The sequence below is a fragment of the Plantactinospora soyae genome, assembly GCF_014874095.1.
Classification (GTDB): domain Bacteria; phylum Actinomycetota; class Actinomycetes; order Mycobacteriales; family Micromonosporaceae; genus Plantactinospora; species Plantactinospora soyae.
Genome location: NZ_JADBEB010000001.1, coordinates 3,214,557 through 3,237,735 on the forward strand (window position 1 = coordinate 3,214,557; position 23,179 = coordinate 3,237,735).

Sequence of the window (23,179 nt, forward strand, 5' to 3'; positions counted from 1 at the left end):
GGTCGCACCGCGCTGACCCGGTCGGCGACCCGGAGCCGGCCGTCCGGTTCAGCGGATCGCGTCGACCGCCTTGCGGGCCGCGACCAGCACCGGATCCCAGACCGGGGCGTACGGCGGCGCGTAGCCGAGGTCGAGGCCGGACATCTCGTCCACCGTCATCCGGTTCCAGATCGCCACGGCGAGTACGTCGATCCGCTTGGCCGCCTCGGACCAGCCGACGATCTGGGCGCCGAGCAGTCGCCCGGAACGCCGCTCGGCGATCAGTTTCACCGTCATCGGCCGGGCGCCGGGGTAGTAGCCGGCCCGGTTCGTCGACTCCACCGTCACACTGACGAACTCGAAGCCGGCGGCGGTCGCCTCGGCCTCGCGCAGGCCGGTACGCCCGACCTCCAGTTCGCAGACCCGGGTGACGGCGGTGCCGACGACACCGGCGAAGGTGGCGTAACCGCCGCCGATGTTGATCCCGGCGACCCGGCCCTGCTTGTTGGCGTGGGTGCCGAGCGGCACGTACACCGGCTGGCCGGAGACCCGGTGCACCGACTCCACGCAGTCGCCCGCCGCCCACACCCCGGGTACGTCGACCACCCGCATCCGCAGGTCGACCCGGATCCCGCCGGTCGGCCCGATCGGCAACCCGGCCTCGGCCGCGAGCGCGGTGTTGGGGCGTACCCCGAGACCCAGCACCACGACGTCGGCCGGCAGGGTGCCGTCCTCGGTGACCACGGCGCTGACCCGGCCGTCCCTGGTCTCCAGCCCGGTGACGCTGACTCCGCTGCGCACGTCCAGGCCCAGGCCGCAGAGCGCCTTGCGGACCAGCGCGCCCATGTCCGGGTCCACCGTGGACATCGGCTCCGGGCTCCGCTCGACCAGGCTGACCGACAGGCCGCGCTGGATCATCGCCTCGGCCATCTCGACGCCGATGTAGCCACCGCCGACCACCACCGCCCGCTCCGGCCGGGGGTCGCTGTCCAGCCAGGCCAGCAGCGCGGCGCCGTCGTCGAGGGTCTGCACCCCGAACACGCCGTCGGCGTCGGTCCGGGCCCAGTCCGGCGTGATGGGTACGGCTCCGGCGGCGTACACGAGCTGGTCGAAGTGCTCGCGGACCTCGGTGCCGCCGTTCTCCAGGTCCCGGGCGACCACCTCGCGCCGGTCGAGGTCGATCCCGGTCACCTCGTGCCGGAGCCGGACGTCGACCTGGAACTTGTTCCGGAAGGTCTCGGGATCCCGGCTGACCAGTTGCTGCTCGTCCTCGACCAGCCCGCCCACCCAGTACGGGATGCCGCAGGCCGCGTACGACGTGAAGTGCCCCCGCTCGAAGGCCACGATCTCCAGGTCCGTGGCGTCCCGACGGCGGCGGGCCTGGGACGCGGCCGACATCCCGGCCGCGTCGCCGCCGATCACCACCAGGCGCTCAGCCGCCATGGCCGGCACTGCCCCGGGTCCGCTGGACCAGGTCGTCGAGCACGTCGGAGATCTCCCGTCGGCGGGCGTACGCCGCACGCTGTCGCGCGGCACCGGTGCCGTGCGCCTGCAACCGGCTGAGCAGCGTGGTGACCAGGGGAAGGTCGCCGTGCCGCTCCAGGGCCGGGCGGATCCGCTGGACGAGCCGGTGCATCAGCTGCCAGGCGGGCACGAGTCCACCACCGACCGGATCGACGGCCATCCCCTCCAGACCGTCGTGCGCCGCCCGCCAGTGTGCCGCCGCCAGCATGTGGTGCGGCACCCGGGGCGCGGGCAGGCCGATCGAGATGTCGGTCAGCGCGGTGTCGACCAGGGCCCGGACCAGTGAGGCGATCAGGATCGTGTCGTCCAGGCTGGGACAGACGTCGCCGATCCGGATCTCCACGGTCGGATAGCGCGACGACAGCCGGGCGTACCAGTAGAGCATGCCCTCGTCGAGCAGCATGCCGGTGCCGATCAGCTCCTCGACGAACCCCTCGTAGTGCCGGAACGACTCCAGCCACGGCGTCGGCGCCACCGACGGCCAGCGCTCCCAGAGCACCGAGCGCCAGCTCGCGTACCCGGTGTCCCGGCCCTCGTAGAACGGCGAGTTCGCGGTGGCCGCGTGCAGGATCGGCAGCGCCGGGCGCAGGTGGTTGAGCACCTGCACCGCGATCTCCGGGTCGGGGACGCCGACGTGGATGTGCATGCCGTTGACGCCCGGCGAGGGTACGACCAGCCCGAACCGCTCGATCATCCGGTGGAACCGGGGGTTGTCCACCACCGGCGGGATCGGGCCCTCGGCCGGACCGGTGCCGACCGCGACCAGCCGTACCCCGGCCACCTCGGCGGCGTCGGCCAGACCGGTACGGAGCAGCCCCAGCGAGTGCCGCAGCGCGCTCAGCTCCAGTCCGGGTGGGGTGCCGATCTCGATCTGGCTGGTCTGGAACTCGTGCTGCACCTGGCCACGCAGATCCTCGGGTACCTCGGCCATCACGGCCTCGACCGCCGGGGCCGCGGCTCCGGTCGCCGGGTCGACGAGCAGGAACTCCTCCTCGACGCCGACCGTGAGCTGATCCGTCCCGGCGTGCTCCGTCCGATCCGTCCCGGCGTGCACTGTCGGATCCGTCCCGGCGTGCATCGTCGGGTCAACCGGCGCGGCTAGACCGCTGCCCATCGCCCTCACCGCCCGTCCGTCTCGTGGTCGCGCCGTCTCCGGCGACCTCGTGGGGGTCTTTACCCCGGGGCCGGATGCCCGGAAACACCCGTGAGCACCAATCGTGCCATCGGGGCCGACGTCGACCCCGTACCTTCGTGGTTCCCGCGCGTAGGCTTGCCCGGGTGGAGGCTTTCCTGGCGGCCCTGGTCGGCGTGACCGCACTCGCTGCGGTCCTGGGCGGTCTGCTGTGGCTGGCCGCCCGGGTGCGGCGCCGGGGTGCGGGCGCGGCGGTCATGGGACCGTTCGAGGAGATCTGGCATCCGGCGGGGCACCGGGCCCGGATCGAGGTTCGGGTGCAGCAGGAGCGCGCGGTGTCGATGCCGTCGCCGGGCGACCGGTTGCGCTGAGCCAGCCCTTGCCGGCGCTGGTTAGCCTGAGCCCGTGTCGAGGATCCTGCCGGGGCTGACGTCTGATCGGGCGTACCGGCTCGGTTGGCTGGCGTACCTGCTCGGTTGGGCGTACGCGCTGGCCCAGTTCGGCGGTCCCAGCGGGCCGGGCGTCGAGTCGCTGGCCGGTGCCGCGGTGGTCGCCGCGACCTCGCTGCTGCTCGTCGCGCTCGCCAGCCGGCTGCCGCTGGCCCGGGGAGCCGCCGCCGACCGGATCCGCCAGGGCGTGACCTTCCGGCAGCGGTCCCGCCGGGTACGGATGCCTCGCCAGCTCGACCCCGACGCCGCCGGCCGACCCCGGCCGCGAGCCCCGTCGGAGAACCCCTCGGCCGCGTAGCGGCGTCTCCAGTCCGCCGCCACGCGGCCGATTCCGTTCCTCCCGCCCGTCCGTGGGCCGCGCCGCCGATCCGGCGGCCGTCCCGGCGGCGGGACGCCCTGCCCGGACGTCGATCGACACGTCCGGCTTCCGGAATCGAACCGAGGGGTTCCCGCATGCTTGCCTTCGCACCACTCGACGGCGCCGTCGGCGCCGCCGCGCACATCGTCACCGCACTCGCCACGGCGGTCGAGCCGTTCGCCGGTACCGCTGCCACCGCCGTCGCCATCGTCCTCTTCACCGTCCTGGTACGACTGCTGATCTCCCCGCTGAGCTGGGCGCAGATTCGCGGCGAGCGGCGTCGTACGGCGCTCGCGCCCCGGATCCGCGACCTCCAGCGGCGGTACGGCGACCGGCCGGACCGGCTCCGTGCCGAGCTGGTCGCGTTGCACCGGGAGGCGGGTGCCTCGCCGGTCGCCGGTTGCCTGCCGGCGCTGGCCCAGGGGCCCTTCTTCTTCGTCATGTACCGGCTGTTCGCCGTACCGGATGACGACGGCGGGTCGGCGGGGCTGCTGGCCGAGCGGCTGTTCGGGGTGCCGCTCGGCCAGCAGTTCGGCGACGGGCTGGCCGGGGCGGCGGGTCCGCTCTTCGGCGTACTGCTCGGTCTGCTCGTGCTGTTGGCCTGGTGGTCCTCCCGACGGATGCGCCGGGCGGCGGCGCTCGGCGACCCCGGTACGGCGCCGGCGGCGGGTGGCGACCCCGGTACGGCGCCGGTGGCCGCCGCGCTGGCGCGGATCATGCCGCTGCTGCCGTACGGGACCGTGCTGGTGGCCCTGTTGGTGCCGCTGGCCGCGGTGCTCTATCTGGTCACCACGACCGCCTGGACCGGACTGGAGCAGGTGGTGCTGCGTCGAGGCGGGACATCGACAACTGTTGACATGCGCGGGCCGGGGACGTACAACTCCTGAGAGAGCGCTCTCTCGGCCCCCGTCCCCTGCAGAGAGGCCACCATGAACACCATCCGATCCGTCCCGCCGGTCCAATCCGGCCGGCTGGCCAAGCGGCGCCTTTCGCTGCTCCTCGCCGCGTTCACCCTGCTCGTCACGGTGTCGGCCACCGTCACCGTCAACGCCCGCGCCGCCATCCCGCCGCCGCCGGCCGGTTGGTCCCTGGTCTGGGGCGACGACTTCACCGGGGCGGCCAACACCCTGCCCTCGTCCGCGAACTGGATCATCGACACCGGTACCAGCTATCCCGGCGGCCCGGCGAACTGGGGCACCGGGGAGATCCAGACGTACACCAACAGCACCGCCAACGTCAGTCACGACGGCGGCGGCAACCTGCGGATCACCCCCATCCGCAACTCGTCCGGACAGTGGACGTCGTCCCGGATCGAGACGGTCCGGACCAACTTCAAGCCGCCGAGCGGTGGCGTGCTGGCCATCGAGGGCCGGATCCAGATGCCGAACGTCACCGGCGCGGAGGCGGCCGGGTACTGGCCGGCGTTCTGGGCGCTGGGCGCGCCGTACCGGGGGAACTACCAGAACTGGCCGGGGATCGGCGAGTTCGACGTGATGGAGAACGTCAACGGGATCAACTCGGTCTGGGGAGTCCTGCACTGCGGGGTCGCCCCCGGCGGCCCGTGCAACGAGTTCAACGGGATCGGCGCCAACCGGGCCTGTCCCGGCTCGACCTGCCAGTCGGCGTTCCACACCTACCGCTTCGAGTGGGACACCTCGATCAGCCCCCAGCAACTGCGCTGGTACGTCGATGGCCAGCACTACCACACGGTGACCCAGACCCAGGTCGGGTCGTACTGGTCGCAGATGACCAGCCACGCCGGCTACTTCCTGTTGCTGAACGTGGCGATGGGTGGCTCGTTCCCGAACGGGGTGGCCGGCGGCACCACGCCGACCGCCTCGACCGTCTCCGGGCGGCCGATGCTGGTCGACTACGTCGCGGTGTGGAGCCGGGGTGGCGGTGGAACCACGCCGCCCACCACCCCGCCGACCACCCCGCCGTCGGGCGGCACGGTGAGTGCCTACTCGACGATCCAGGGTGAGGCGTACAACGGGCAGCAGGGCATCGGGGTCGAGGCGTGCAGCGAGGGCGGGCAGAACATCGGCTGGCTCGCCAACGGCGACTGGGCCCGGTACGACCGGGTCGACTTCGGCTCGACGCCGCCCCGGGACTTCGTCGCCCGGATCGCCTCCGGTGCCGGGGGCGGGGTGAGCGGCCTGGTCCAGGTCCGGGTGGACAGCCCGACCGGGCCGGTACTGGGCAGCTTCGCCGTCGGTAACACCGGCGGCTGGCAGAGCTGGCAGTCGATCCCCGGCAACGTGTCGGCGGTGACCGGGGTCCGGACCGTCTACCTGACCTTCAGCAGCGGTCAGCCCGGCGACTTCGCCAACCTCAACTGGTTCACCTTCCGCCGCTGATCCGGCCCGCCCGCCTGGGCTGTTAGGAAGGGCCCCTTCTTCTACAAAAAACGATAGGAAGGGGCCCTTCCTTGCTTGCGGGAAACAGTAAACACTCCTAATAATTAGCGGACAGTCGATGGCTGTGGATGTCCGACCGGTTGGTGGAGGACCACATGAGACGCCGTAGAAGTGTTGTCTTGTCCGTTGTCGTGGCGATGGTGGCGACCGTTGGCGCGGCGTGGGGGGCGCTGCCGGCGTACGCCGCCGGGCCGACCGCGACCTTCGTGAAGACCTCCGACTGGGGCTCCGGTTGGGAGGGGAAGTACACCATCACCAACGGCGGCGCCAGCACCATCAACGGTTGGTCGGTGGCGTTCGACCTGCCGGCCGGTACGACGATGGGCAGCTACTGGGACGCGCTGCTGACCTCCTCCGGCCAGCGGCACACCTTCACCAACCGGTCCTGGAACGGCAGCCTCGCCCCCGGCGCCTCCGTGTCGTTCGGCTTCCTCGCCACCGGCTCCGGCAGCCCGGCCAACTGCACGCTCAACGGCGCGTCCTGCGGCGGCGGGACCCCGCCGACCACCGCCCCGCCGACCACCCGGCCGCCGACCACGCCGCCCACCACCCAGCCGCCGACGAACCCGCCGACGAATCCGCCGACCTCGGGGCTGCCCCGGCACTTCCTCACCGGCTACTGGCACAACTTCGACAACCCCGCCGTCGAACTGCGGCTCCGCGACGTGCCCGCCGAGTACGACCTGATCGCCGTCGCCTTCGCCGAGGCCACCGGCACCCCCGGTACGGTCACCTTCGGCGTCGACCCCGGACTGTCGGCCTCGCTCGGCGGCTACACGAACGCCGACTTCACCGCCGACGTACGCACCGTGAAGGCGCGGGGCAAGAAGGTCATCCTCTCGGTGGGCGGGGAGACCGGCCGGGTCGCGGTGAACGACAGTGCCTCCGCGACCAACTTCAGCAACAGCGTGTACGCGCTCATCCAGCAGTACGGCTTCGACGGCGTCGACATCGACCTGGAGAACGGGCTCAACCCGACGTACATGGCCCAGGCGTTGCGGGCACTGCGGAACAGGGTGGGCGCCAACCTGATCATCACGATGGCGCCGCAGACCATCGACATGCAGTCGCCCTCGGTGTCGTACTTCAAGTTGGCGCTGGACATCCGGGACATCCTCACCGTCGTACACACCCAGTTCTACAACTCCGGCTCGATGCTCGGCTGCGACCAGTCCTTCGCGTACGGCCAGGGCACGGTGAACTTCATGACGGCGCTGGCCTGCCTGCAACTGGAGGCCGGGCTCCGCCCCGACCAGGTGGCACTGGGCCTGCCCGCCGGACCGGGCGCGGCCGGTGGGGGCATCGTCGCCCCGAGCATGGTCAACCAGGCGCTCGACTGTCTGGCCCGGGCTACGAACTGCGGCAGCTTCCGCCCGCCGAGGACCTACCCGGGAATCCGGGGCGCGATGACCTGGTCGATCAACTGGGACGTGGCGAACGGCAACGCCTTCGCCCGTACCGTCCGGCCACACCTGAACACCCTGCCCTGAGGCATCGGCGTCGGGCCGTCAGCGCGTGCTGGCGGCCCCCTGCCGACGCAGCCGCTTGCGCCGCTTCTTGACCACCCACACGGCGATCATCGCCACGAAGATGGCGAGCAGGCCGTAGTCGAAGAAGCTGGCGTACCGGTCGATCTGCTGCCACTGGGAACCGAGCGCGTAGCCGAGTCCCACGAAGATGGCGTTCCAGAGGCCGCTGCCCAGGGTGGTGAGTGCCAGGAACCGGCCCAGCGGCATGTGATCGGCCCCGGCCGGTATGGAGACCAGGCTCCGGACCACCGGGATCATCCGGCCGAAGAGCACGGCCCAGGATCCGTACCGCTCGAACCAGCGGTCGGCGCGCTCCAGGTCGTCGGTGTCGACCAGGGGGATCCGGTCGAGCCAGCGCTTCAAGCGGTCCTCGCCGAGGGCCGCGCCGAGCCAGTAGAGCGCGAGCGCGCCGAGTACGGAGCCGGCGGTGGCCGACAGCACCACGAGGAAGACGTTCATCCGCCCCTCGGCGGCCAGATAACCAGCCAGGGCCAGCACGATCTCGCTCGGCACCGGCGGAATGACGTTCTCCAGGGCGACGAGCAGGCCCACTCCGGGGATGCCCATGGCGTCGATCACACCGGCTATCCAGCCGGTCAGTCCGCCGAGTTGGCTCGGGTCGACGTCCTGCGCGAGGCTCACGCCGCATTCACTCCTTGGTCGCTCGTCCGTCTCTGGTCGGCTCGTCCGTCACCTCGTTCTATCAAGGCGTCCGGAACTCGTCGGTCAACTCGGGGGGAAGAGGATTCCGTACCCGGAGATCAGGTTGTCTACACCTGACCGGGGCGGTTTGCCGGGCCGGCCGAGCGGAGAAGACCTTTCAGCATGACGGACAGGTGGTACGCCGAGGCGGTCGTCTATTGTCTCGACATCGATACGTACGCCGACTCGGACGGCGACGGGATCGGTGACATCAACGGTCTGATCGGACGGCTCGACTACCTGGCCCGGCTGGGCGTGACCTGCCTGTGGCTGCACCCGATACATCCGTCGCCGGCCCGGGACGACGGCTACGACGCCACCGACTTCTACGGGATCGATCCCCGGTTCGGCACCCTCGGCGACTTCGCGGAGCTGCTGCACCAGGCCGCCAACCGGGGCATCAAGGTGATCATCGACCTGGTGGTGAACCACACCTCCAACGAGCATCCGTGGTTCGTCTCGGCCCGCTCCTCGCCCGACTCGCCGTACCGGGACTGGTTCGTCTGGTCGGAGAAGGAGCCGCCGGACCGGCGTCAGGGCATGGTCTTCCCGGGCGAGCAGGACGAGACCTGGAGCTACGACCGGACGGCGAAGGCCTGGTTCTACCACCGCTTCTACCGGTTCCAGCCGGACCTCAACTTCGGCAACCCGGCGGTACGGGCCGAGATCAAGAAGATCATGTCGTTCTGGCTCCAGCTCGGGGTCGCCGGCTTCCGGATCGACGCGGCGCCGTTCATCATCGAGCAGACCGAGCCCGGCAACCCGAACTCGCCCAAGGACTTCGAGTTCCTGACCGAGCTGCGTCAGCACGTGCAGTGGCGGCGGGCGGACGCGCTGCTGCTGGCCGAGGCGAACGTGGAGCCGGCCAAGCTCGTCGACTACTTCGGCGACTCGGGCGGCTCCGCCAACCGGCTGCACATGCTCTTCGACTTCATGCTCAACGGCCGGCTGATGCTCGCGCTGGCCAGGAAGGACCCGGAGCCGATCATCGACGCGTTGCGGGACACCCCGGCGCTGCCGGCCGGCGCGCAGTGGGCCACCTTCCTGCGCAACCACGACGAGGTCGACCTGTCCCGGCTCACCGCCGAGCAGCGCGCCGAGGTGTACGAGCAGTTCGGCCCGGACGAGAACATGCGAATCTACGACCGGGGCATCCGCCGCCGGCTGGCTCCGATGCTCGGCAACGACCGCCGCCGGATCGAGCTGGCGTACGCGTTGCAGTTCTCGCTGCGCGGTACGCCGGTGCTGCGGTACGGCGAGGAGATCGGGATGGGTGAGGACCTGTCGCTGCCGGGCCGGGAGGCGATCCGTACCCCGATGCAGTGGTCCGGGAAGCCCAACGCCGGCTTCTCCAGCGCCGAGGCAGAGAAGCTGGTCCGGCCGGTGGTCGACTCCGGCGAGTACGGCTTCGAGCGGGTCAACGTCACCGCGCAGCGGCACGATCCGATGTCCCTGCTGGCGTGGTTCGAGCGGATGACCCGGACCCTGCGGGAGTCCCCGGAGGTCGGCTCCGGCACCTGTACGCACGTCGACCAGGAACTGCCGCCGGGCGTGCTCGCGCACCGCGCCGACGGCCCGACCGGTTGCATGCTCTTCCTGCACAACCTCGGTACCAAGCCGGTCATCGTCAACCTGGCGTCGTTGTTCCCGGAGGCGGACCTGCCCGGTGACGTGCTCGCCGACCGCGAGTACGACCCGGTCGCCAAGTTCGACGCCCTGCACCTGGCCGGGTACGGCTACCGCTGGATCCGGTTGCGCCGCAGCGACGCGGTCGAGTGAGCGGATCGGGCGCCGGTCGTCGGCGCGATCACGCGGTGACGGCGGACCGGGTGCGGCGCAGCCAGAGCAGGCCGAGCACCGGCAGCACCAGCGGGATGTAGCCGTAGCCGCCGCCGAAGTCCGACCACACCGTGTCGTCGGGGAAGAGGGCGGGGTCGAGCAGGCTCAACGCGCCCACCGCCAGTACGCCGACCAGCTCGACGGTGCAGCAGACGATCGCGGTCCGGCGCCCGATCCGGTCGCCCCGGGCCAGGCCCACGGTCGCCACGATGTAGATCACGGCGGCGAACGCGGAGAGCAGGTACGCCACCGGGGCCTCGTGGAACTTGGTGGCGATCTGCAACCCGGCCCGGGATGTGGCGGCGATCGCGAACAGGATGTAGACCGCTACCAGCACCCGCCCCGGACCGCTGTTCACCCGGCGTCCGCCCGGCGGCGGTGGGACCGGCGGTACCGGGTTGAGCGGCGACGGCTTCCGGGGCCGGTTCGGGTCAGACACCGGGAATCTGCCAGGTCTGTTGCAGGCGGACGACGACTACCGGAACCACCAGGCAGACGACGGTGACGATCACCGAGCCCCAGCGGGTGGGCTCCATCCGGGCCAGCACCCCGGCCAGCGGCGGCAGGCAGATCAGCGTGACGAGGTAGCCGGCGAACGTCCCGGCCTCGGCGGGCTGCTCGCCGCCGATCCAGCTGGCGATGGCGGTGGCGGCGAGCGCCAGCAGGGCCAGCTCCAGCACGGCCAGGCCGGCGAGATGGGACCGGTCCGGCGGCCGGTTGCGCATCGTGGTGACCAGGCTCCACACCGCGAGTACGAGCGACAGCACGATCGTCAGCGTGACGAGGTAGTCGTTCATCGCTCGACCCTCCGGGTCGGCCCGGTGGTCGGCACGGCGATCCGTGGCTGGCTCACCGGCGCAGTCTACTAATCGGTGTAGTAGCTCCGACCTCCGCCACCCCCGAGCGGATGCCGGACGCCAGCGGAACCCGCCACCGACCAGGGACGCGATCGCGTCCACTCGTGAGTGGGCGGTCTCCGAGACGGACCAGCCCCCGATCCGCCGGACGATCGGGGGCCGGCGGTCTGTCGGGTCAGCATCGGGCAGCCAGGGTGACCAACTCGCGGGCCTACAAGATCGGCGCGTCAGGCCTGAGGTCCCGTAACCGGTCCGGTTCGGCGTACAGCGCTGCCCGGACCGCTGCCCAGGCCACCCCGGGAGCCCGTCTGCACCGGGCGTCATCTCCGACGATCTTCGAGATCAGCCCGAGTCGCCCCCGGGCCTCGGCAAGCCGGGACTGCATGTCGATCATCGTGGTCTGGCAGCTCGCCAACTCTTGCTTGAGTCGCTCGACGTGCTGCTCAGGGGTCATCCGGGGTCGCTCGGGCGGATTGAACGCGTGGTGAAGCACGGGGGTCTCCTTGGCACTCGGGGGTGGGGGCTGCCACCGGGCGCCGGAGGAACTGGAGAGGACCGGCGACAGCCCCCGGGTTCGGCACCCCGCCCGACCGCCTGGCTGGCCACCCGGGCGAGGGCCTGCTCGGATCCTCTCCCGGGCCTTACCCCCGAGTCAAGACAGAGGGCAGCCCACATGTGGTAGACCACAGGGGGTAGACCGCGTGATGGCTACCTTGCCGGGCATGGCCGAGTTGCCCCCACCCGATGAACTGGTCGGTGCGCAGGAGATCGGGAAGCTGCTGGGCACGGCTAAGGGCCGGACCAAGCAGCTCATGGCATCCCGCACGTTCCCGGAGCCCTACGTCCGGCTGGCCGGTGGCGGAGTCTGGTTGAAGTCCGAGGTCATGGCCTGGGCTGCGAAGCACCGGAGACCACGACCAGGCAGCGACGAGGACGACCAGGCGTAGCCCCCGGGGCAGTGGCCCGACGATCCGGTGCGGTCGGGCGGCAGCGATCTTGGGTGGTGCCCCTTCGTGGCTGGATCATCAGCCTTCTTCTATGATTGACCGGACTTGTTCCGACGCCTACTCCGGGGAGTCGAAGGCGTGGACGCGACGGGGGTCACTGCGGTCTCCGCGTTGCTGATCGGCGGCGGCGTGGTGTTCCTGGCGCTCGTCGTACTCGCGGTGATGACGGACCGACCTCGGACCCCGCGCCCGGATCCGGTCCGGTTGCGCGCCGCCGCCGAGCAGCTCGAGGCGCATGCGCTGGCGACCCAGACCGAGGCCGGCCGTGCCGCCGCGATCGCGAGCCAGGCCAGGGCGGTGCTGGCGGTGGCCGAACGGGCCCGCGACGAGGCATGGGCGGCACAGGAGACGGCGGAACGGGACTACCGCCAGGCATGGGAGTCGGCATCCGCCGGGCGGGAGGCGGTCGCCAGCGCCCCGAAACCTGAACCGGTGCCGGGCGTGGACCGCGATCGGGAGGTGTCCCGGGCAGCGCTGGCGGCCTATCGGCGCGGCGACATCTCGCTCCAGGAGCTCCGCGAGGTCTTCCGGCGGGCCGGGGACTGGGATCCGGTGCAGGAGGACCGGGAACGGCTCCTCGACCGTGGCGGGATGCGCCTGACCATGGCCCGTCGGGCGTACGACCAGGCTGCGGCGCTGGCCCGGCGTGCCGAGCAGGAGGCCCGGCTGGCCGAGGCGACCGCCCAGGAACTGCTGACCGAGGCGACCGAGTCCGCCGCCGAGGCGCGGGAGGCGTACCTGACGGCACAGCGGTTCACCCGGCGCCGCCGGCCTCGACGCGGCAGACGCGCCGGATAGCCGGAGCCGGGTCGGGCAGCCGGAGGGCGGGGCCGGGACAGGTCGCCCGAGTTGGCCGTGAGTGGATGTGTTAGGAAGAACTCCCTGCTCAAAGCGGAACAAAGAGGGGCCTCGCCTTGCTCACGTTCGGAATGTTCGGCACCGGTCACTGGGCGGCCGAGGTGCACGCCGCCGCGCTCGCCGGGCATCCCGGGGCCCGCCTCGCCGGGGTCTGGGGCCGCGATCCGGTCAAGGCCCGCGCGCTGGCGCAGCGGTACGACGTACCGGCCTTCGACGACGCCGACGCGCTGATCGAGGCCGTGGACGCGGTGGCGGTGGCGCTGCCGCCGGACGTACAGGCCGACCTGGCCGTGCGGGCCGCCAACGCCGGCCGGCACCTGTTGCTGGACAAGCCGATCGCGTTGAGCCTGCCCGAGGCGGACCGGGTGGTGGCCGCCGCCGAACTGAGCGGCGTCGCCTCGGTGGTCTTCTTCACCAACCGGTTCCATCCGAACGTCGCCGGATTCCTGGCCGCCGCCGCGGCGACCGGTGGCTGGCACGGTGCCCGGGGAGTGATGTACTCGTCGATCTTCCAGCCGGGCAACCCGTACGGCCGGTCGCCCTGGCGCCGGACCCATGGTGGCCTCTGGGACGTGGGCCCGCACGCGCTCTCGCTGATCCTGCCGGTGCTCGGCCGGGTGACCCAGGTCGCCGCGCTGGGTGGCCCCGGCGACAGCGTCCACCTGATGTTGGCGCACGGGGAGACGGCGGCGAGCACCCTGTCGCTGGCCCTGGACGCCCCGCCCGCGTCGACCACCTTCGAGTTCGCCTTCCACGGTGAGAGTGGCATAGACACCGTTCCGCGCGGCGACGGCAGTGCGGTCGACGCGTTCCGGCTGGCCGTGGACCAACTGGTCGCGGAGGTCGACTCCGGAACCCGCGACCAGTTGGTCGACGTACGCTTCGGTCGCGACGTGGTGGCGGTGCTCGCCGCCGCCCAGGCCGCCCGCGAGCAGGGCCGCACGGTCACGCTCCCCGGCTGACCGGTTGCGGTCGGGCCCGTCGGCCTCCGCTGCCGAGGGCGGGTGGGGTGTAGCTAACCCCACCCCCTCAGGGAGCCTTCCGCCAGTGCCGTTCCGGCCGGGAGCGGGCCAGACTTACCCCCATGACAACCAAGGGGGTACGCGGATCCGCCGTCGCCCTGGTCCGGGGACTGGCGCTGGCCGGGCTCGGCCTGGCCGGGGTGGTTTCGCTCGCGCTGCACCTGGCGTTCTTGGTTCCCGGCTTCGGACTCGGTTTGATCTTCCTGCTGCCCCTGCCGATCCTGGCCGGCCGTCCCCTGACCAACCTGGTGCGGCGGCTCACCGGAGCCTGGTCGGGACTGCCGGTCGCGACGCCGTACCGGCCGCGCCCGCCGGCACCGGTTCCGGACGCGGACGGCCGATATCCGCACGTCAACCGGCTCTACCGCCGACCCTGGTTCCCGGCCTTCATGACCCAGTTGGACTGGCTGCTCGGCGATCCGGCGAGCTACCGCGACCTGGGTTGGATGATCGTCAACCCGCTGCTCGGAGTGCCGCTGGCCGGGCTGCCGGCCGCACTGGTCGGCGCCGGCGGCTGGTACGCGGTCAGCCAGGCCGGCCGGCACTGGTGGGCGGTACCCGTCGGCGTCGCCGCCGCGCTCGCCGGACTGGCCGTCGCGCCCGCACTCGTCGCCCTGCACGCCCGGTGGACCCGGCTGCTGCTACGCCCGCCGTCGCCCGGACCGGTCGGGCGGGTCCGCCGCTGGTACGCCCGGCAGCTGCTGCTCCTGGTCCGGTTGCTCGCGCTGCTCGGACTGAGCCTGCTCGCCCTGCCGCTGGCGATGGTCAGCGTGGTCGGCCTCCTCGCGTACGGCCTGGGGCTCGTCGTCGTACTGCCCCCGTTGATCGAGAACTTCCGTTGGCTGCCGGAGCTGCGCCGCACGCTGGCCGGGCGGTGGAGCGGAATCGACGTACCGTCGCCGTACCTGTCCCGGGACGAGGTGCCGCACCGTCGGCCGGACGGCCGCTACCAGGTCGGCAGCGCCCTGTACCGGACCGAGCGGTGGGCGGCCTACAACCTGCGGCTGCGTCGGCTCACCCGGGACCGGGCGACCTGGCGGGACTTCCTGTGGCTGCTCGTCGACCCGATCGTCGGCGGCCTGTCGCTGGGGGCCACCCTCGCCGCGATCGGGTACGGCCTCTTCGGCCTGCTGGTGCCCGGACTGTCGGTGCTGGCCGGGGTCAGGTCCGACGGCGGCACCGACTGGTACGGCGCGGTCGCCGGCTCCACCGTGGCGGCGATCCCGGTCGGCCTGGCTCTCGCCGTACTCGGCCTGGTGGCCGCCCCGGTCGTGCTACGCGGAAACGGCCGCTGGACCGCGCTGCTGCTCGCCCCGACCGCTCGGGCCCAGCTCGCGCTCCGGGTCCAGCGGCTCACCGAGACCCGGTCCGACGCCACCGACACGCAGGCCGCCGAACTGCGCCGGATCGAGCGCGACCTGCACGACGGGGCGCAGGCCCGACTGGTCGCGATGGGGATCAACCTCGGCAACATCGAGCATCTGCTCGACCGGGATCCGCAGGCCGCCCGGGCGCTGCTGGCGCAGGCGCGGGAGGCGTCGGCAAAGGCCCTGACCGAGCTGCGCGACCTGGTCCGGGGGATCCATCCTCCGGTGCTCGCCGAGCGGGGACTCGTCGACGCCGTCCGGGCGCTGGCCCTGGACATCCCGCTCCGGACCGAGGTCACCGTCGCGCTGGCCGGCCGCCCCGAGGCGCCGGTCGAGTCCGCCGCCTACTTCGCGGTCAGCGAACTCCTCACCAACGCGGTGAAGCACGCCCGCGCGACCCGGGCCACGGTGGCCCTGTCGTACGCCGGCGGTCGGCTGCGGATCGTCGTCACCGACGACGGGCGGGGCGGTGCGGAGCCGGCCCGGGGGAGTGGACTGCGCGGCCTCGAACGCCGGCTCGGTACATTCGACGGCGTCGTCGAGATGAGCAGTCCACCGGGCGGCCCGACGACGGTGATCCTGGAGGTGCCGTGCGCGTTGTTCTCGCCGAGGACCTCTATCTCCTGAGGGACGGGCTGTCCCGGATGCTGACCGCCCACGGCTTCGATGTGGTGGCAGCGGTGGAGACCGGTCCGGAACTGCTGGAGGCGTTGCTCGGGATGCGCCCCGACGTGGCCGTGGTGGACGTACGGCTGCCGCCGACCCAGACCGACGAGGGTCTACAGGCAGCGCTCGCGGCCCGCCGGGAGGTGCCCGGAATGCCGGTCCTGGTGCTGTCCCAACACGTCGAGCAGCTCTACGCCCGGGAGTTGCTCGCCGACGGGACCGGCGGGGTCGGCTACCTGCTCAAGGACCGGGTCTTCAACGCGGAGCAGTTCATCGACGCGGTTCGCCGGGTGGCCGGCGGCGGAATGGCGATGGATCCCGACGTGATCGCCAAACTCCTCGCCCGGAGCAGCCGCGACGCCCCGATGACCCGGCTGACCCCCCGCGAACGCGAGGTACTCGAACTCATGGCCGAGGGCCGCTCCAACAGCGCCATCGGCCAGCGCCTCTTCCTCTCCGAGAGCGCGGTCGGCAAGCACACCGCGAGCATCTTCGGCAAGCTCGACCTGACGCAGTCCGACGACGACAACCGCCGCGTCCTCGCCGTCCTCGCCTACCTCAACGGCATGTAAGGAAGGGCCCCTTCCTATCGTTTTCTGTAGAAGAAGGGGCCCTTCCTAACGCCTCAGGGGTCAGGAGAGCTCGATGATCGCGTCGCCGATGTCGGCGGGGGACTGGAACTGGTCGGCCGGCAGCGAGCGCAGCAGTTGCAGGGTCTGGGTGTCGAGGCCGGTCTCCTGGGCCCAGCGGACCAGGTCCTCCTTGGAGACCGGGTAGTCCAGGCCGGCGAGCGACTCCTGCAACTGCATCGCGTTCGATCCCATACCCGTACTGGTACCCGGTCCGGGCCCGGCCACACCCGGCGGGTTTGTCCGGCCGCCCAGCCGGGTAGGCGCCGGCATGCAGGTTCACCGGCTCGGGGGCCCGGGCGACTTCGACCCGCTGCTGGAACAGGCCCGATCGGCCCGGGTGGTGATGCTGGGCGAGGCGAGCCACGGGACCTATGACTACTACCGGCTGCGGGAGCAGGTGACCCGCCGGTTGATCGCCGAATGCGGGTACTCCTTCGTGGCGGTCGAGGGGGACTGGCCCGACTGCGACATGGTGCACCGGTCGGTCACCGGCGCCCCGGACGGCGACGCCGATCCGCAGACCGCGCTGGAACGCTTCACCCGGTGGCCGACCTGGATGTGGGCGAACACCGAGGTGGCCCGGTTCTGCCGGTGGCTGCGGGCCTGGAATCTGGACCAGCCGGAGCCGGGCCGGGCCGGATTCCACGGGCTCGACGTCTACAGCCTCTGGGAGTCGATGCAGGCCATCCTCGACTTTCTGGGCGAGGAGGACCCGGCGTCGCTGGAACTGGCCCAGGAGGCGTACCAGTGCTTCGAGCCGTACGGCACCCGGGTCGAGGAGTACGGCCTGGCGAGTCGGTTCGTCTCGGCCCGCTGTGAGGACGAGGTGGTACGGCTGTTGGCGCGTACCCGGGAACGGGCCGCGCACGACGGCGCGGGCAGCTTCTCCGCCTGGCAGAACGCGGAGGTCCTGGTCGGGGCGGAGAAGTACTACCGGGCGATGGTGGGTGGTGGTCCGCAGTCCTGGAACGTCCGGGACACGCACATGGCCGACACCCTGGACCGGCTGCTGGAGCGGTACGGCCCGGACGCGAAGGCGGTGGTCTGGGCGCACAACACGCACATCGGCGACGCCCGGGCCACCGAGATGAACCGCGACGGCATGGTGAACATCGGCCAGTTGGCCCGGCAGCGGCACGGTGCCGAGAACGTCGTCCTGGTCGGCTTCGGCAGTTACCAGGGAACCGTGGTCGCCGCGTCCCGCTGGGGTTCGCCGGCCGAGGTGATGACGGTCCCGCCGGGCCGGGCGGGATCGCTGGAGGAGCGGCTGCACACCCTGCTACCCGAGCGGGCCCTGTTGATCCTGTCCCAGAGTGACCGGCCGGACTGGCTGACCGACGAGGCCGACCACCGGGCGATCGGGGTGGTCTACGACCCGTCGTTCGAGGCGTGGGGCAACTACGTACCGACCCGGCTCGGCGACCGGTACGACGCGTTCGTCTGGTGTGACGACACCACCGCGCTGCATCCGCTGCCGGCCTCCCCCAGCACGCCCGGCGAGATGGAGACGTACCCCGCCGGGGTCTGAGGCACGGCCAGCCGTCCCCGGTCGCTCGCTCAGGCGCCCTTGGGCTGGTTGGCGGCGAGCCAGTCGGCGAAGTGGGTGCCGCCGACCCGGGCCGGGCCGGTGGGGACCAGGGCGTCGTCGGTCACGTGGGCACCGAAGTAGCCCGCGTCGGGGTCGGTGACCACCTGCCGGGTGTCCTGCTTGGCGGCCAGGAACTGGCGTACGAGGTCGTCCTGACCGATCCGCTCCGGGCCGGCCAACTCGATCGTCCCGTTCACCGGCTTCTCGACGGCGATCTCGGCCAGCGCGGCGGAGACGTCGGCGGCCGCGATGGGCTGCATGGGCGCGGGTGGCAGGCGGACCGTGTCGCCGTCGGCGGCGCCCTCGGCGATGCTGCTGGTGAACTCGAAGAACTGCGGCGCGCGGACGATCGTGTACGGCGTCGTCGCGTTCTTGATCAGCTCCTCCTGGGCGGCCTTGGCGCGCATGTACCCGCTGTCGGGCAGCAGGTCGGCGCCGACGACCGACAGTGCGACGTGGTGGCGTACCCCGGCGGTTGCCTCGGCGGGCAGCAGGTTGCGCCCGGAGGTCTGGAAGAACTCCATGACGGCCTTGTCCTCGAAGGACGGCGAGTTCGCCACGTCGACGACGACCTCGGCGCCTTGCAGCGCTTCGGCCAGGCCGGCGCCCGTGATGGTGTTGACGCCGCTGGAGGGCGAGGCGGCGCTCACGTCGTGGCCGCTCTCCCGGAGCTTGGTCACCAGGACCGAACCGATGAGCCCGGTACCGCCGATAACCACGATCTTCATGTCTTCATCCCTGTCGCTTCGAACTCGGACTTGTCTTGTCCGAGATATTACTCGGATGCTTCCTGTCCGAGTCAAGTTAGGATGTGCTGGTGAAGATGTCTGCCGGGGTCGAATGGGCGCTGCACTGCTGCGTGGTGCTGACCGCCGCGCGGCGCCCCGTACCCGCCGCGCGGCTGGCCGAGCTGCATGACGTGTCAGGTACCTACCTAGCCAAGCAGCTACAGGAGTTGTCTCGCGCCGGTTTCGTCCGATCTGTCCAGGGCAAATCAGGCGGGTACGTCCTCACTCGGCCGGCAGATGAGATCACCATGCTCGACGTGGTGGAGGCGGTCGACGGCGCCGCGTCGGCGTTCGTCTGCACCGAGATCCGCCAACGCGGCCCGCTTGCCACCCCGGCTGAGGCCTGCACCACGCCGTGCCCGATCGCCCGCGCCATGGGCGAGGCCGACAGCGCCTGGCGGGCGGCGCTGCGGTCGGTGACCATCGCCGACCTCGCCCGCAACGTCCGCGCCGACAGCGGCCCTGAGGCGTTCGACGTGATCCGCGACTGGCTGAACACCCCTACGGCCCGAGCCTGACGTCGCTATCGCGCTTCAACTCAAAAGATCCGCGATCTTGGAGCCGAACCGTCGTTACCGCGACGGTCCGGCTCCAAGATCCCGGATCCTCGTCACTCCGGTCAGCGTCCGTCGGGCGGCGGGTGGTCGGAGAGCAGCAGCTGGTTCTGCTGGCACCAGCGCGCGGCGACGACGCCCTTGAAACACCGGCTCTCCGGGCCGGCCCGCTCGCCGCACGTTTGGCAGACGCCGCCGAGAATCCGGTGCCGCCGGAGTACGTCCACCAGGTGCGCCCACACCGTCTCGCTCGGGATCGGCGGGCCGCTGGTCGTGAAGTCGTGGCAACCGCTGAGGATCAGGGCCTCCCGCGAGCCGAGCCTCATCGCCAGCCCTTCATCTCCGTATCCCGGTGCACCGAACGGTGGCCAGGCGGCGGGACGCAGGTGTGCCCGTTCTTCGGGTTGGCAGCGCCACACTCAGGGTCCGGAGTGCGCGGCGGGTCGGCGCCCTCAACCACGTCGCCAGACGTCACGCTGATTCCTTCCGCTCGGGTCGATGGGCAACGGTGATGCGTCGGACCGGGCCGGCTGGGCCGGTGCTCGCTCGGCGGCGCGCAACCGCTGCTCGGCGACCTCGCGGATCCAGCACCACCCCGAGGCACCCACGGCCGCGCGACAGTCCAGGCAGTGACCATCCAGGGGTACGTGCCGAGCGGCGACCTCGGTCATGGCCGCCAACTCGACCCGGGTGGGCACGGAAGCAGGCTCGCAGAGCAGCGCGATGGCGTCGGTCGTCATCCGCATCGCCGGAGTCCCCGCCGTCGTCCCGGTCCCGATCGACCTGGTTCCGGGCTGGGAGTGCGCATGCCCCACCTCCGATGTCGTGGCTGGTGGCCCGGCTCCGGCCGCGTGGATGGGTGGCGAGCGCTGACGGAGCGGAGCCGGGCCACCACTCACCCTTTCGAACCATGCTGGGCGGCCTCAGTCGGCAGCGAACGGCAGAGATCGTCTCCCGCAAGGGCTTTCCGGACCCGTTGGCCGTGCTCGCCGCCGGCCGGATCTGGGACAAGGACGAGGTAGCCGACTGGATCGCCAAGCATCGACCGAGCAAAGCCGCTGAGGAGTAGGGCGGCTTCACGTCGTACCCCGATGTCCGGGCCGGGTCGGATCTCGTCGACTGCCAACTTCTGTGGCCGGGGCTAAGGGAGCACGAACCAAGACAGGCGCCACGCAGAAAAGTGTTCTAGTCCAATGACAATTGAACTAGTACACCTTCCACCATGGGGCCCGTCGTCACCCACTTCCTGCCTGCTGGTAATAGCCAGTTCGGAGTTCAGTCGATGCCATCCCCACCAAGTTGGCCGCGCATCCGCCGTCCTATTAGGATCCCGACAACGTCCAATTGGCCCACGGGCGCAGTGGATCGGTTGGCACCATCGTTCCCGCCGACAGGCACCGTGGCCACGTTCGATCGGGGAAATTTTGAGTCTGCAACGCTGGGTCCGAATGGCGACAGCCGGCGGTCTTCTATTCGGACTAGCCGCAGTGTCGGTGCCACCCGCGCAGGCGGGGGAGAACAGCGCAAACCCGTTAGTGGTGCCCGGTAACTGGAACGTGACGGAGATCAGTGAGATCCCGCCGGGGTTGCGCGGCCTCACGGGGTACGAGTTTGCCGAACCGACTTCCTCGGGTGACGTACTGGTGGCAGCGGACGACCACCCTTACCAGCCCGACGACCGGCAGCCTATCCGGTGTTGGAACGGCACGACCTGGACCGAGATCCCGAAGCCGGCCTTGACAGGCACGATAGGGACGCAGTACCGGGCGCTCGGCGGCGCCTCCTGCACCGACTTCTATGTCTTCGACAGCGGGGACGTCCCGCAGCGGTGGCACTGGAACGGCAGTTCGTGGCGGAACGTTCCGACGGGAAGTAAGTACGCCGTCAAAACGGTTCGGGCCTTCGCCGCCAACGACATCTGGGCCTTCAGTGGCAGCGCCAGCCAGGGCTTCCACTTCAACGGCACCAGTTGGCGTCAGATCAGCATCCCGGTGATGGATGTCCACACCCTGGTGGGTACGTCGAGTAGCGACTTCTGGCTGCTGGGCGCGGTGCCGAGGTCGACCACCCTCGTGGCGTACCGCTGGAACGGGACGACCTGGACGAAGGGTTCCCTACCGGCGACCTACAAGGGGTTCTTGAGCTCCACCGCAGCGGCCGCGTCCAACAACCTCTACGTCTTCAGCTCCACCACGACACCCGGTTACCTCCGCTGGAACGGGACGAGTTGGCGCCATGAGCAGGTGCCAAGTGGCCTGACGGGCTACGCACAGGACATCGCCTACGCGGCCAACACCCTGTGGGTCACCTCCGGGCGCGATTTCCTCCGGCTCAGCAACGGTCAATGGAGTAAGCAACCGTACCCCGTGGTCGACGACCGGAACGGTCTGCGGATCTTCGACCTGGCCACCGACCCACGTACCCAGACGGTCTTCGGTGCCGGGTGGGTGGGGGAAGGAGAGGTCGGCGATATTCGCAAGGCAATCAGCGAGAACGTCGCGCAGGCCGGCTGACTCTCGACTGACCTCGGACGGCGCCCCGCACGCCTGCACCTCCGGCGTGCGGGGCGGGTGAGGTCAATCCGCGATCGTCAGCCCATGCCAGCAGATGGCAACTTAAGCAGCGGTGGACCCGACCGGGGCGGTGGCTAGCCGACCTCCTCGACCACGCTGGTGCCGGAACCCTCGCGGGACTCCCAGGACCAGGTCTCGTCGAGGCGCAGCCGGCCGTCGGGGAGCGCGGAGAGGGTGCTGACGCAGTGCCCACTGGAGGTCTGGCCCGAGCGGTTGAGCTGGACGTAACGGAAGTCCAGCGTGTTCCCCTCCCGGGTGCCGACGAGGTACCCGGTTCGGATGCCACCCCCGGCGTACGTCGCCGAGATCTCCCCGTCGCGTTCCCGGTAGTCGAACCGGGTCTCGGTGCCGACCTCGCCGCCGTCGACCTCGCCGACCGCCCGGAACCGGCGGCCGTCGAGCGAGGGCAGCCGGTCCCCGGGTACGGCCGACCGGTCCTCACCGGAGACGACGCGCACGAAGCAGAGCTGGTTATACGGGCTGTCGCCGTACAGCGGGATCTCCTGGTAGCCGGCCGAGCGGTAGAGCGTCGCCGCCTCGGCGAGCGCGCGGTGGGTACCCAGTCGCACGGTGTGCAGGCCACGGACTGTCGCCTGCTGTTCCAGCTCGCCGAGCAGCCGGCGGCCGAGCCCCAGTCCGCGTGCGTCGGAGTGCACCCACAGGTGACAGAGTTCCCCGACACCCGCCGCGTACGTCCGCATCCCGCCACAGCCGACCGGACGGCCCTGTTCGTACGCCACCACGAAGGCGCCGCCGTCGCCGCTGACCTCGGCTCCGGTCACCAGCGCCGAGCTGTCGTACCCCTCGGGGAATCGGGTCGACAGCTCGGCGGCGTACTCGGAAAGGCAGTGCCGGGCGTCGGCCGAGTCGGGGTCGACCACCTCGACGGTGACGGCGGCCAGCCGGAGCAGCCGGCGGGTCTGCCGCTGCGCGGCGATCAGCCTGTCCCGTTGGGCGGCGCTGAGTGGCGCCAGCAGTTCGCTGGCGGCGGCGCTGGACCGCCGGTCGAGTTCGGCGAGTTCGGCGTTGCCGGCCTCGGTCGGTTCGACGACCCGGACCCGACCGTCCGTCTCGGACGGACGCAGCCGCACCAGGCCCTGTGCTTCGAGCGAGCGCAGCGACCTGCTCAGGTAGCCGGAGTCCCAGTCGAGTCGGGTCCGCAGGTCGCGTACTGACGCACCGGTGCCGATCTCGAAGAGCAGCCGGGCCTCGCTCAGTGGTCGCGCCTGCCCGAGGTACCGGTCGGTGAGCAGCCCGATCCGGCCGGAGTAGTAGCGGTTGAAGTCGCGGACCAGTTCGGCCTGTTCGATCAGCGCTGCCATTAGCTGACTATAGTCA

26 protein-coding genes are annotated in these 23,179 nt (G+C 71.1%); 15 read left to right on the top strand and 11 right to left on the bottom strand.

The window, feature by feature from the left end; translation table 11 throughout:
• Positions 1-48: 48 nt before the first annotated feature.
• Positions 49-1,422 carry an FAD-dependent oxidoreductase gene (locus H4W31_RS14360; RefSeq protein ID WP_192767121.1) on the bottom strand — a complete coding sequence of 458 codons (1,374 nt, stop codon included), beginning with the start codon at positions 1,420-1,422 and terminating at the stop codon, positions 49-51.
• Entirely contained in the window at positions 1,412-2,581 is a 1,170-nt protein-coding gene (locus tag H4W31_RS14365) for a carboxylate-amine ligase (RefSeq protein WP_192772097.1), read from the bottom strand. Before H4W31_RS14365 ends, H4W31_RS14360 begins: the two co-directional genes overlap by 11 nt.
• 200 nt (positions 2,582-2,781) lie before the next feature.
• Between H4W31_RS14365 and H4W31_RS14370 the strand changes: the two genes are divergently transcribed.
• The 5 genes from H4W31_RS14370 to H4W31_RS14390 all read left to right on the top strand — a co-directional run bounded on the left by H4W31_RS14370 (position 2,782) and on the right by H4W31_RS14390 (position 7,349).
• Positions 2,782-3,006 carry a hypothetical protein gene (locus tag H4W31_RS14370; protein ID WP_225947832.1) on the top strand — a complete coding sequence of 75 codons (225 nt, stop codon included), beginning with the start codon at positions 2,782-2,784 and terminating at the stop codon, positions 3,004-3,006.
• Positions 3,007-3,040: 34 nt separating this feature from the next.
• On the top strand, positions 3,041-3,382 hold the full coding sequence (locus H4W31_RS14375; RefSeq protein WP_318783196.1) for a DUF6412 domain-containing protein: 342 nt from the start codon (positions 3,041-3,043) through the stop codon (positions 3,380-3,382).
• A gap of 155 nt (positions 3,383-3,537) precedes the next feature.
• The gene (locus tag H4W31_RS14380; RefSeq protein WP_192767122.1) at positions 3,538-4,329 is read left to right on the top strand and encodes a YidC/Oxa1 family membrane protein insertase; all 792 of its coding nucleotides are present in this window, start codon (positions 3,538-3,540) and stop codon (positions 4,327-4,329) included.
• 42 nt (positions 4,330-4,371) lie between these two features.
• A complete protein-coding gene (locus tag H4W31_RS14385) occupies positions 4,372-5,799 on the top strand; it encodes a carbohydrate-binding protein (RefSeq protein ID WP_192767123.1) in 1,428 nt (475 codons plus the stop codon).
• A gap of 155 nt (positions 5,800-5,954) precedes the next feature.
• Positions 5,955-7,349: a chitinase gene (locus tag H4W31_RS14390; RefSeq protein WP_192767124.1), complete on the top strand. Its 1,395-nt coding sequence runs from the start codon at positions 5,955-5,957 to the stop codon at positions 7,347-7,349.
• Between the two features lie 18 nt (positions 7,350-7,367).
• On the opposite strand, the gene H4W31_RS14395 is transcribed toward H4W31_RS14390, so the two are convergent.
• The gene (locus H4W31_RS14395; protein WP_192767125.1) at positions 7,368-8,030 is read right to left on the bottom strand and encodes a DedA family protein; all 663 of its coding nucleotides are present in this window, start codon (positions 8,028-8,030) and stop codon (positions 7,368-7,370) included.
• Positions 8,031-8,213: 183 nt separating this feature from the next.
• On the opposite strand from H4W31_RS14395, the gene H4W31_RS14400 reads away from it, so the two are divergent.
• Positions 8,214-9,869: an alpha-amylase family protein gene (locus tag H4W31_RS14400; RefSeq protein WP_192767126.1), complete on the top strand. Its 1,656-nt coding sequence runs from the start codon at positions 8,214-8,216 to the stop codon at positions 9,867-9,869.
• 28 nt (positions 9,870-9,897) lie between these two features.
• Here H4W31_RS14400 and H4W31_RS14405 read toward each other — a convergent pair whose 3' ends face one another.
• The 3 genes from H4W31_RS14405 to H4W31_RS14415 all read right to left on the bottom strand — a co-directional run bounded on the left by H4W31_RS14405 (position 9,898) and on the right by H4W31_RS14415 (position 11,279).
• The gene (locus H4W31_RS14405; RefSeq protein ID WP_192772100.1) at positions 9,898-10,287 is read right to left on the bottom strand and encodes a hypothetical protein; all 390 of its coding nucleotides are present in this window, start codon (positions 10,285-10,287) and stop codon (positions 9,898-9,900) included.
• 73 nt (positions 10,288-10,360) lie between these two features.
• On the bottom strand, positions 10,361-10,726 hold the full coding sequence (locus H4W31_RS14410; protein ID WP_192767127.1) for a hypothetical protein: 366 nt from the start codon (positions 10,724-10,726) through the stop codon (positions 10,361-10,363).
• A gap of 271 nt (positions 10,727-10,997) precedes the next feature.
• Entirely contained in the window at positions 10,998-11,279 is a 282-nt protein-coding gene (locus tag H4W31_RS14415) for a hypothetical protein (RefSeq protein ID WP_192767128.1), read from the bottom strand.
• A 229-nt stretch (positions 11,280-11,508) separates the two neighbouring features.
• Here H4W31_RS14415 and H4W31_RS14420 point away from each other — a divergent pair, with 229 nt between their 5' ends.
• The 5 genes from H4W31_RS14420 to H4W31_RS14440 all read left to right on the top strand — a co-directional run bounded on the left by H4W31_RS14420 (position 11,509) and on the right by H4W31_RS14440 (position 16,278).
• On the top strand, positions 11,509-11,733 hold the full coding sequence (locus H4W31_RS14420; protein ID WP_192767129.1) for a helix-turn-helix transcriptional regulator: 225 nt from the start codon (positions 11,509-11,511) through the stop codon (positions 11,731-11,733).
• A gap of 138 nt (positions 11,734-11,871) precedes the next feature.
• Positions 11,872-12,591, top strand: coding sequence for a hypothetical protein (locus tag H4W31_RS14425; protein WP_192767130.1), 720 nt, complete (start codon positions 11,872-11,874; stop codon positions 12,589-12,591).
• A gap of 116 nt (positions 12,592-12,707) precedes the next feature.
• On the top strand, positions 12,708-13,613 hold the full coding sequence (locus tag H4W31_RS14430) for a Gfo/Idh/MocA family protein (protein WP_192767131.1): 906 nt from the start codon (positions 12,708-12,710) through the stop codon (positions 13,611-13,613).
• A gap of 122 nt (positions 13,614-13,735) precedes the next feature.
• Positions 13,736-15,667: a sensor histidine kinase gene (locus H4W31_RS14435; RefSeq protein WP_192767132.1), complete on the top strand. Its 1,932-nt coding sequence runs from the start codon at positions 13,736-13,738 to the stop codon at positions 15,665-15,667.
• Positions 15,631-16,278, top strand: coding sequence for a response regulator (locus H4W31_RS14440; RefSeq protein ID WP_192767133.1), 648 nt, complete (start codon positions 15,631-15,633; stop codon positions 16,276-16,278). The genes H4W31_RS14435 and H4W31_RS14440 overlap by 37 nt, the downstream gene beginning before the upstream one ends.
• A 60-nt stretch (positions 16,279-16,338) precedes the next feature.
• On the opposite strand, the gene H4W31_RS14445 is transcribed toward H4W31_RS14440, so the two are convergent.
• Positions 16,339-16,530: a DUF2795 domain-containing protein gene (locus H4W31_RS14445; RefSeq protein ID WP_192767134.1), complete on the bottom strand. Its 192-nt coding sequence runs from the start codon at positions 16,528-16,530 to the stop codon at positions 16,339-16,341.
• A gap of 76 nt (positions 16,531-16,606) precedes the next feature.
• On the opposite strand from H4W31_RS14445, the gene H4W31_RS14450 reads away from it, so the two are divergent.
• On the top strand, positions 16,607-17,866 hold the full coding sequence (locus H4W31_RS14450) for an erythromycin esterase family protein (RefSeq protein ID WP_192767135.1): 1,260 nt from the start codon (positions 16,607-16,609) through the stop codon (positions 17,864-17,866).
• Positions 17,867-17,895: 29 nt separating this feature from the next.
• On the opposite strand, the gene H4W31_RS14455 is transcribed toward H4W31_RS14450, so the two are convergent.
• Positions 17,896-18,654 carry an SDR family oxidoreductase gene (locus H4W31_RS14455; RefSeq protein ID WP_192767136.1) on the bottom strand — a complete coding sequence of 253 codons (759 nt, stop codon included), beginning with the start codon at positions 18,652-18,654 and terminating at the stop codon, positions 17,896-17,898.
• A gap of 95 nt (positions 18,655-18,749) precedes the next feature.
• Between H4W31_RS14455 and H4W31_RS14460 the strand changes: the two genes are divergently transcribed.
• A complete protein-coding gene (locus H4W31_RS14460) occupies positions 18,750-19,232 on the top strand; it encodes an RrF2 family transcriptional regulator (protein WP_192772101.1) in 483 nt (160 codons plus the stop codon).
• A 101-nt stretch (positions 19,233-19,333) separates the two neighbouring features.
• Here the strand turns inward: H4W31_RS14460 and H4W31_RS14465 are convergent, their stop codons facing one another.
• Both H4W31_RS14465 and H4W31_RS14470 read right to left on the bottom strand, forming a co-directional pair.
• Complete coding sequence (locus H4W31_RS14465; RefSeq protein WP_192767137.1) at positions 19,334-19,594, bottom strand: hypothetical protein; 261 nt, start codon at positions 19,592-19,594, stop codon at positions 19,334-19,336.
• A 126-nt stretch (positions 19,595-19,720) separates the two neighbouring features.
• Entirely contained in the window at positions 19,721-20,014 is a 294-nt protein-coding gene (locus H4W31_RS14470; RefSeq protein ID WP_192767138.1) for a hypothetical protein, read from the bottom strand.
• Positions 20,015-20,178: 164 nt separating this feature from the next.
• Between H4W31_RS14470 and H4W31_RS14475 the strand changes: the two genes are divergently transcribed.
• Together H4W31_RS14475 and H4W31_RS14480 are read left to right on the top strand one after the other, a co-directional pair.
• On the top strand, positions 20,179-20,337 hold the full coding sequence (locus H4W31_RS14475; protein ID WP_192767139.1) for a hypothetical protein: 159 nt from the start codon (positions 20,179-20,181) through the stop codon (positions 20,335-20,337).
• A gap of 667 nt (positions 20,338-21,004) precedes the next feature.
• On the top strand, positions 21,005-21,781 hold the full coding sequence (locus H4W31_RS14480) for a hypothetical protein (RefSeq protein ID WP_192767140.1): 777 nt from the start codon (positions 21,005-21,007) through the stop codon (positions 21,779-21,781).
• A gap of 134 nt (positions 21,782-21,915) precedes the next feature.
• On the opposite strand, the gene H4W31_RS14485 is transcribed toward H4W31_RS14480, so the two are convergent.
• Entirely contained in the window at positions 21,916-23,163 is a 1,248-nt protein-coding gene (locus tag H4W31_RS14485; RefSeq protein ID WP_192767141.1) for a bifunctional helix-turn-helix transcriptional regulator/GNAT family N-acetyltransferase, read from the bottom strand.
• Positions 23,164-23,179 lie beyond the last annotated feature (16 nt).

Excerpts from the sequence above, each read along its gene's own strand:
- H4W31_RS14360 (WP_192767121.1), bottom strand. The coding sequence starts at position 1,422 with ATGGCGGCTGAGCGCCTGGTGGTGATCGGCGGCGACGCGGCCGGGATG.
- H4W31_RS14365 (WP_192772097.1), bottom strand. The coding sequence starts at position 2,581 with ATGCACGCCGGGACGGATCCGACAGTGCACGCCGGGACGGATCGGACG.
- H4W31_RS14380 (WP_192767122.1), top strand. The coding sequence starts at position 3,538 with ATGCTTGCCTTCGCACCACTCGACGGCGCCGTCGGCGCCGCCGCGCAC.
- H4W31_RS14385 (WP_192767123.1), top strand. The coding sequence starts at position 4,372 with ATGAACACCATCCGATCCGTCCCGCCGGTCCAATCCGGCCGGCTGGCC.
- H4W31_RS14390 (WP_192767124.1), top strand. The coding sequence starts at position 5,955 with ATGAGACGCCGTAGAAGTGTTGTCTTGTCCGTTGTCGTGGCGATGGTG.
- H4W31_RS14400 (WP_192767126.1), top strand. The coding sequence starts at position 8,214 with ATGACGGACAGGTGGTACGCCGAGGCGGTCGTCTATTGTCTCGACATC.
- H4W31_RS14410 (WP_192767127.1), bottom strand. The coding sequence starts at position 10,726 with ATGAACGACTACCTCGTCACGCTGACGATCGTGCTGTCGCTCGTACTC.
- H4W31_RS14420 (WP_192767129.1), top strand. The coding sequence starts at position 11,509 with ATGGCCGAGTTGCCCCCACCCGATGAACTGGTCGGTGCGCAGGAGATC.
- H4W31_RS14435 (WP_192767132.1), top strand. The coding sequence starts at position 13,736 with ATGACAACCAAGGGGGTACGCGGATCCGCCGTCGCCCTGGTCCGGGGA.
- H4W31_RS14445 (WP_192767134.1), bottom strand. The coding sequence starts at position 16,530 with ATGGGATCGAACGCGATGCAGTTGCAGGAGTCGCTCGCCGGCCTGGAC.
- H4W31_RS14450 (WP_192767135.1), top strand. The coding sequence starts at position 16,607 with ATGCAGGTTCACCGGCTCGGGGGCCCGGGCGACTTCGACCCGCTGCTG.
- H4W31_RS14455 (WP_192767136.1), bottom strand. The coding sequence starts at position 18,654 with ATGAAGATCGTGGTTATCGGCGGTACCGGGCTCATCGGTTCGGTCCTG.
- H4W31_RS14460 (WP_192772101.1), top strand. The coding sequence starts at position 18,750 with ATGTCTGCCGGGGTCGAATGGGCGCTGCACTGCTGCGTGGTGCTGACC.
- H4W31_RS14465 (WP_192767137.1), bottom strand. The coding sequence starts at position 19,594 with ATGAGGCTCGGCTCGCGGGAGGCCCTGATCCTCAGCGGTTGCCACGAC.
- H4W31_RS14470 (WP_192767138.1), bottom strand. The coding sequence starts at position 20,014 with ATGCGGATGACGACCGACGCCATCGCGCTGCTCTGCGAGCCTGCTTCC.
- H4W31_RS14475 (WP_192767139.1), top strand. The coding sequence starts at position 20,179 with ATGCTGGGCGGCCTCAGTCGGCAGCGAACGGCAGAGATCGTCTCCCGC.
- H4W31_RS14485 (WP_192767141.1), bottom strand. The coding sequence starts at position 23,163 with ATGGCAGCGCTGATCGAACAGGCCGAACTGGTCCGCGACTTCAACCGC.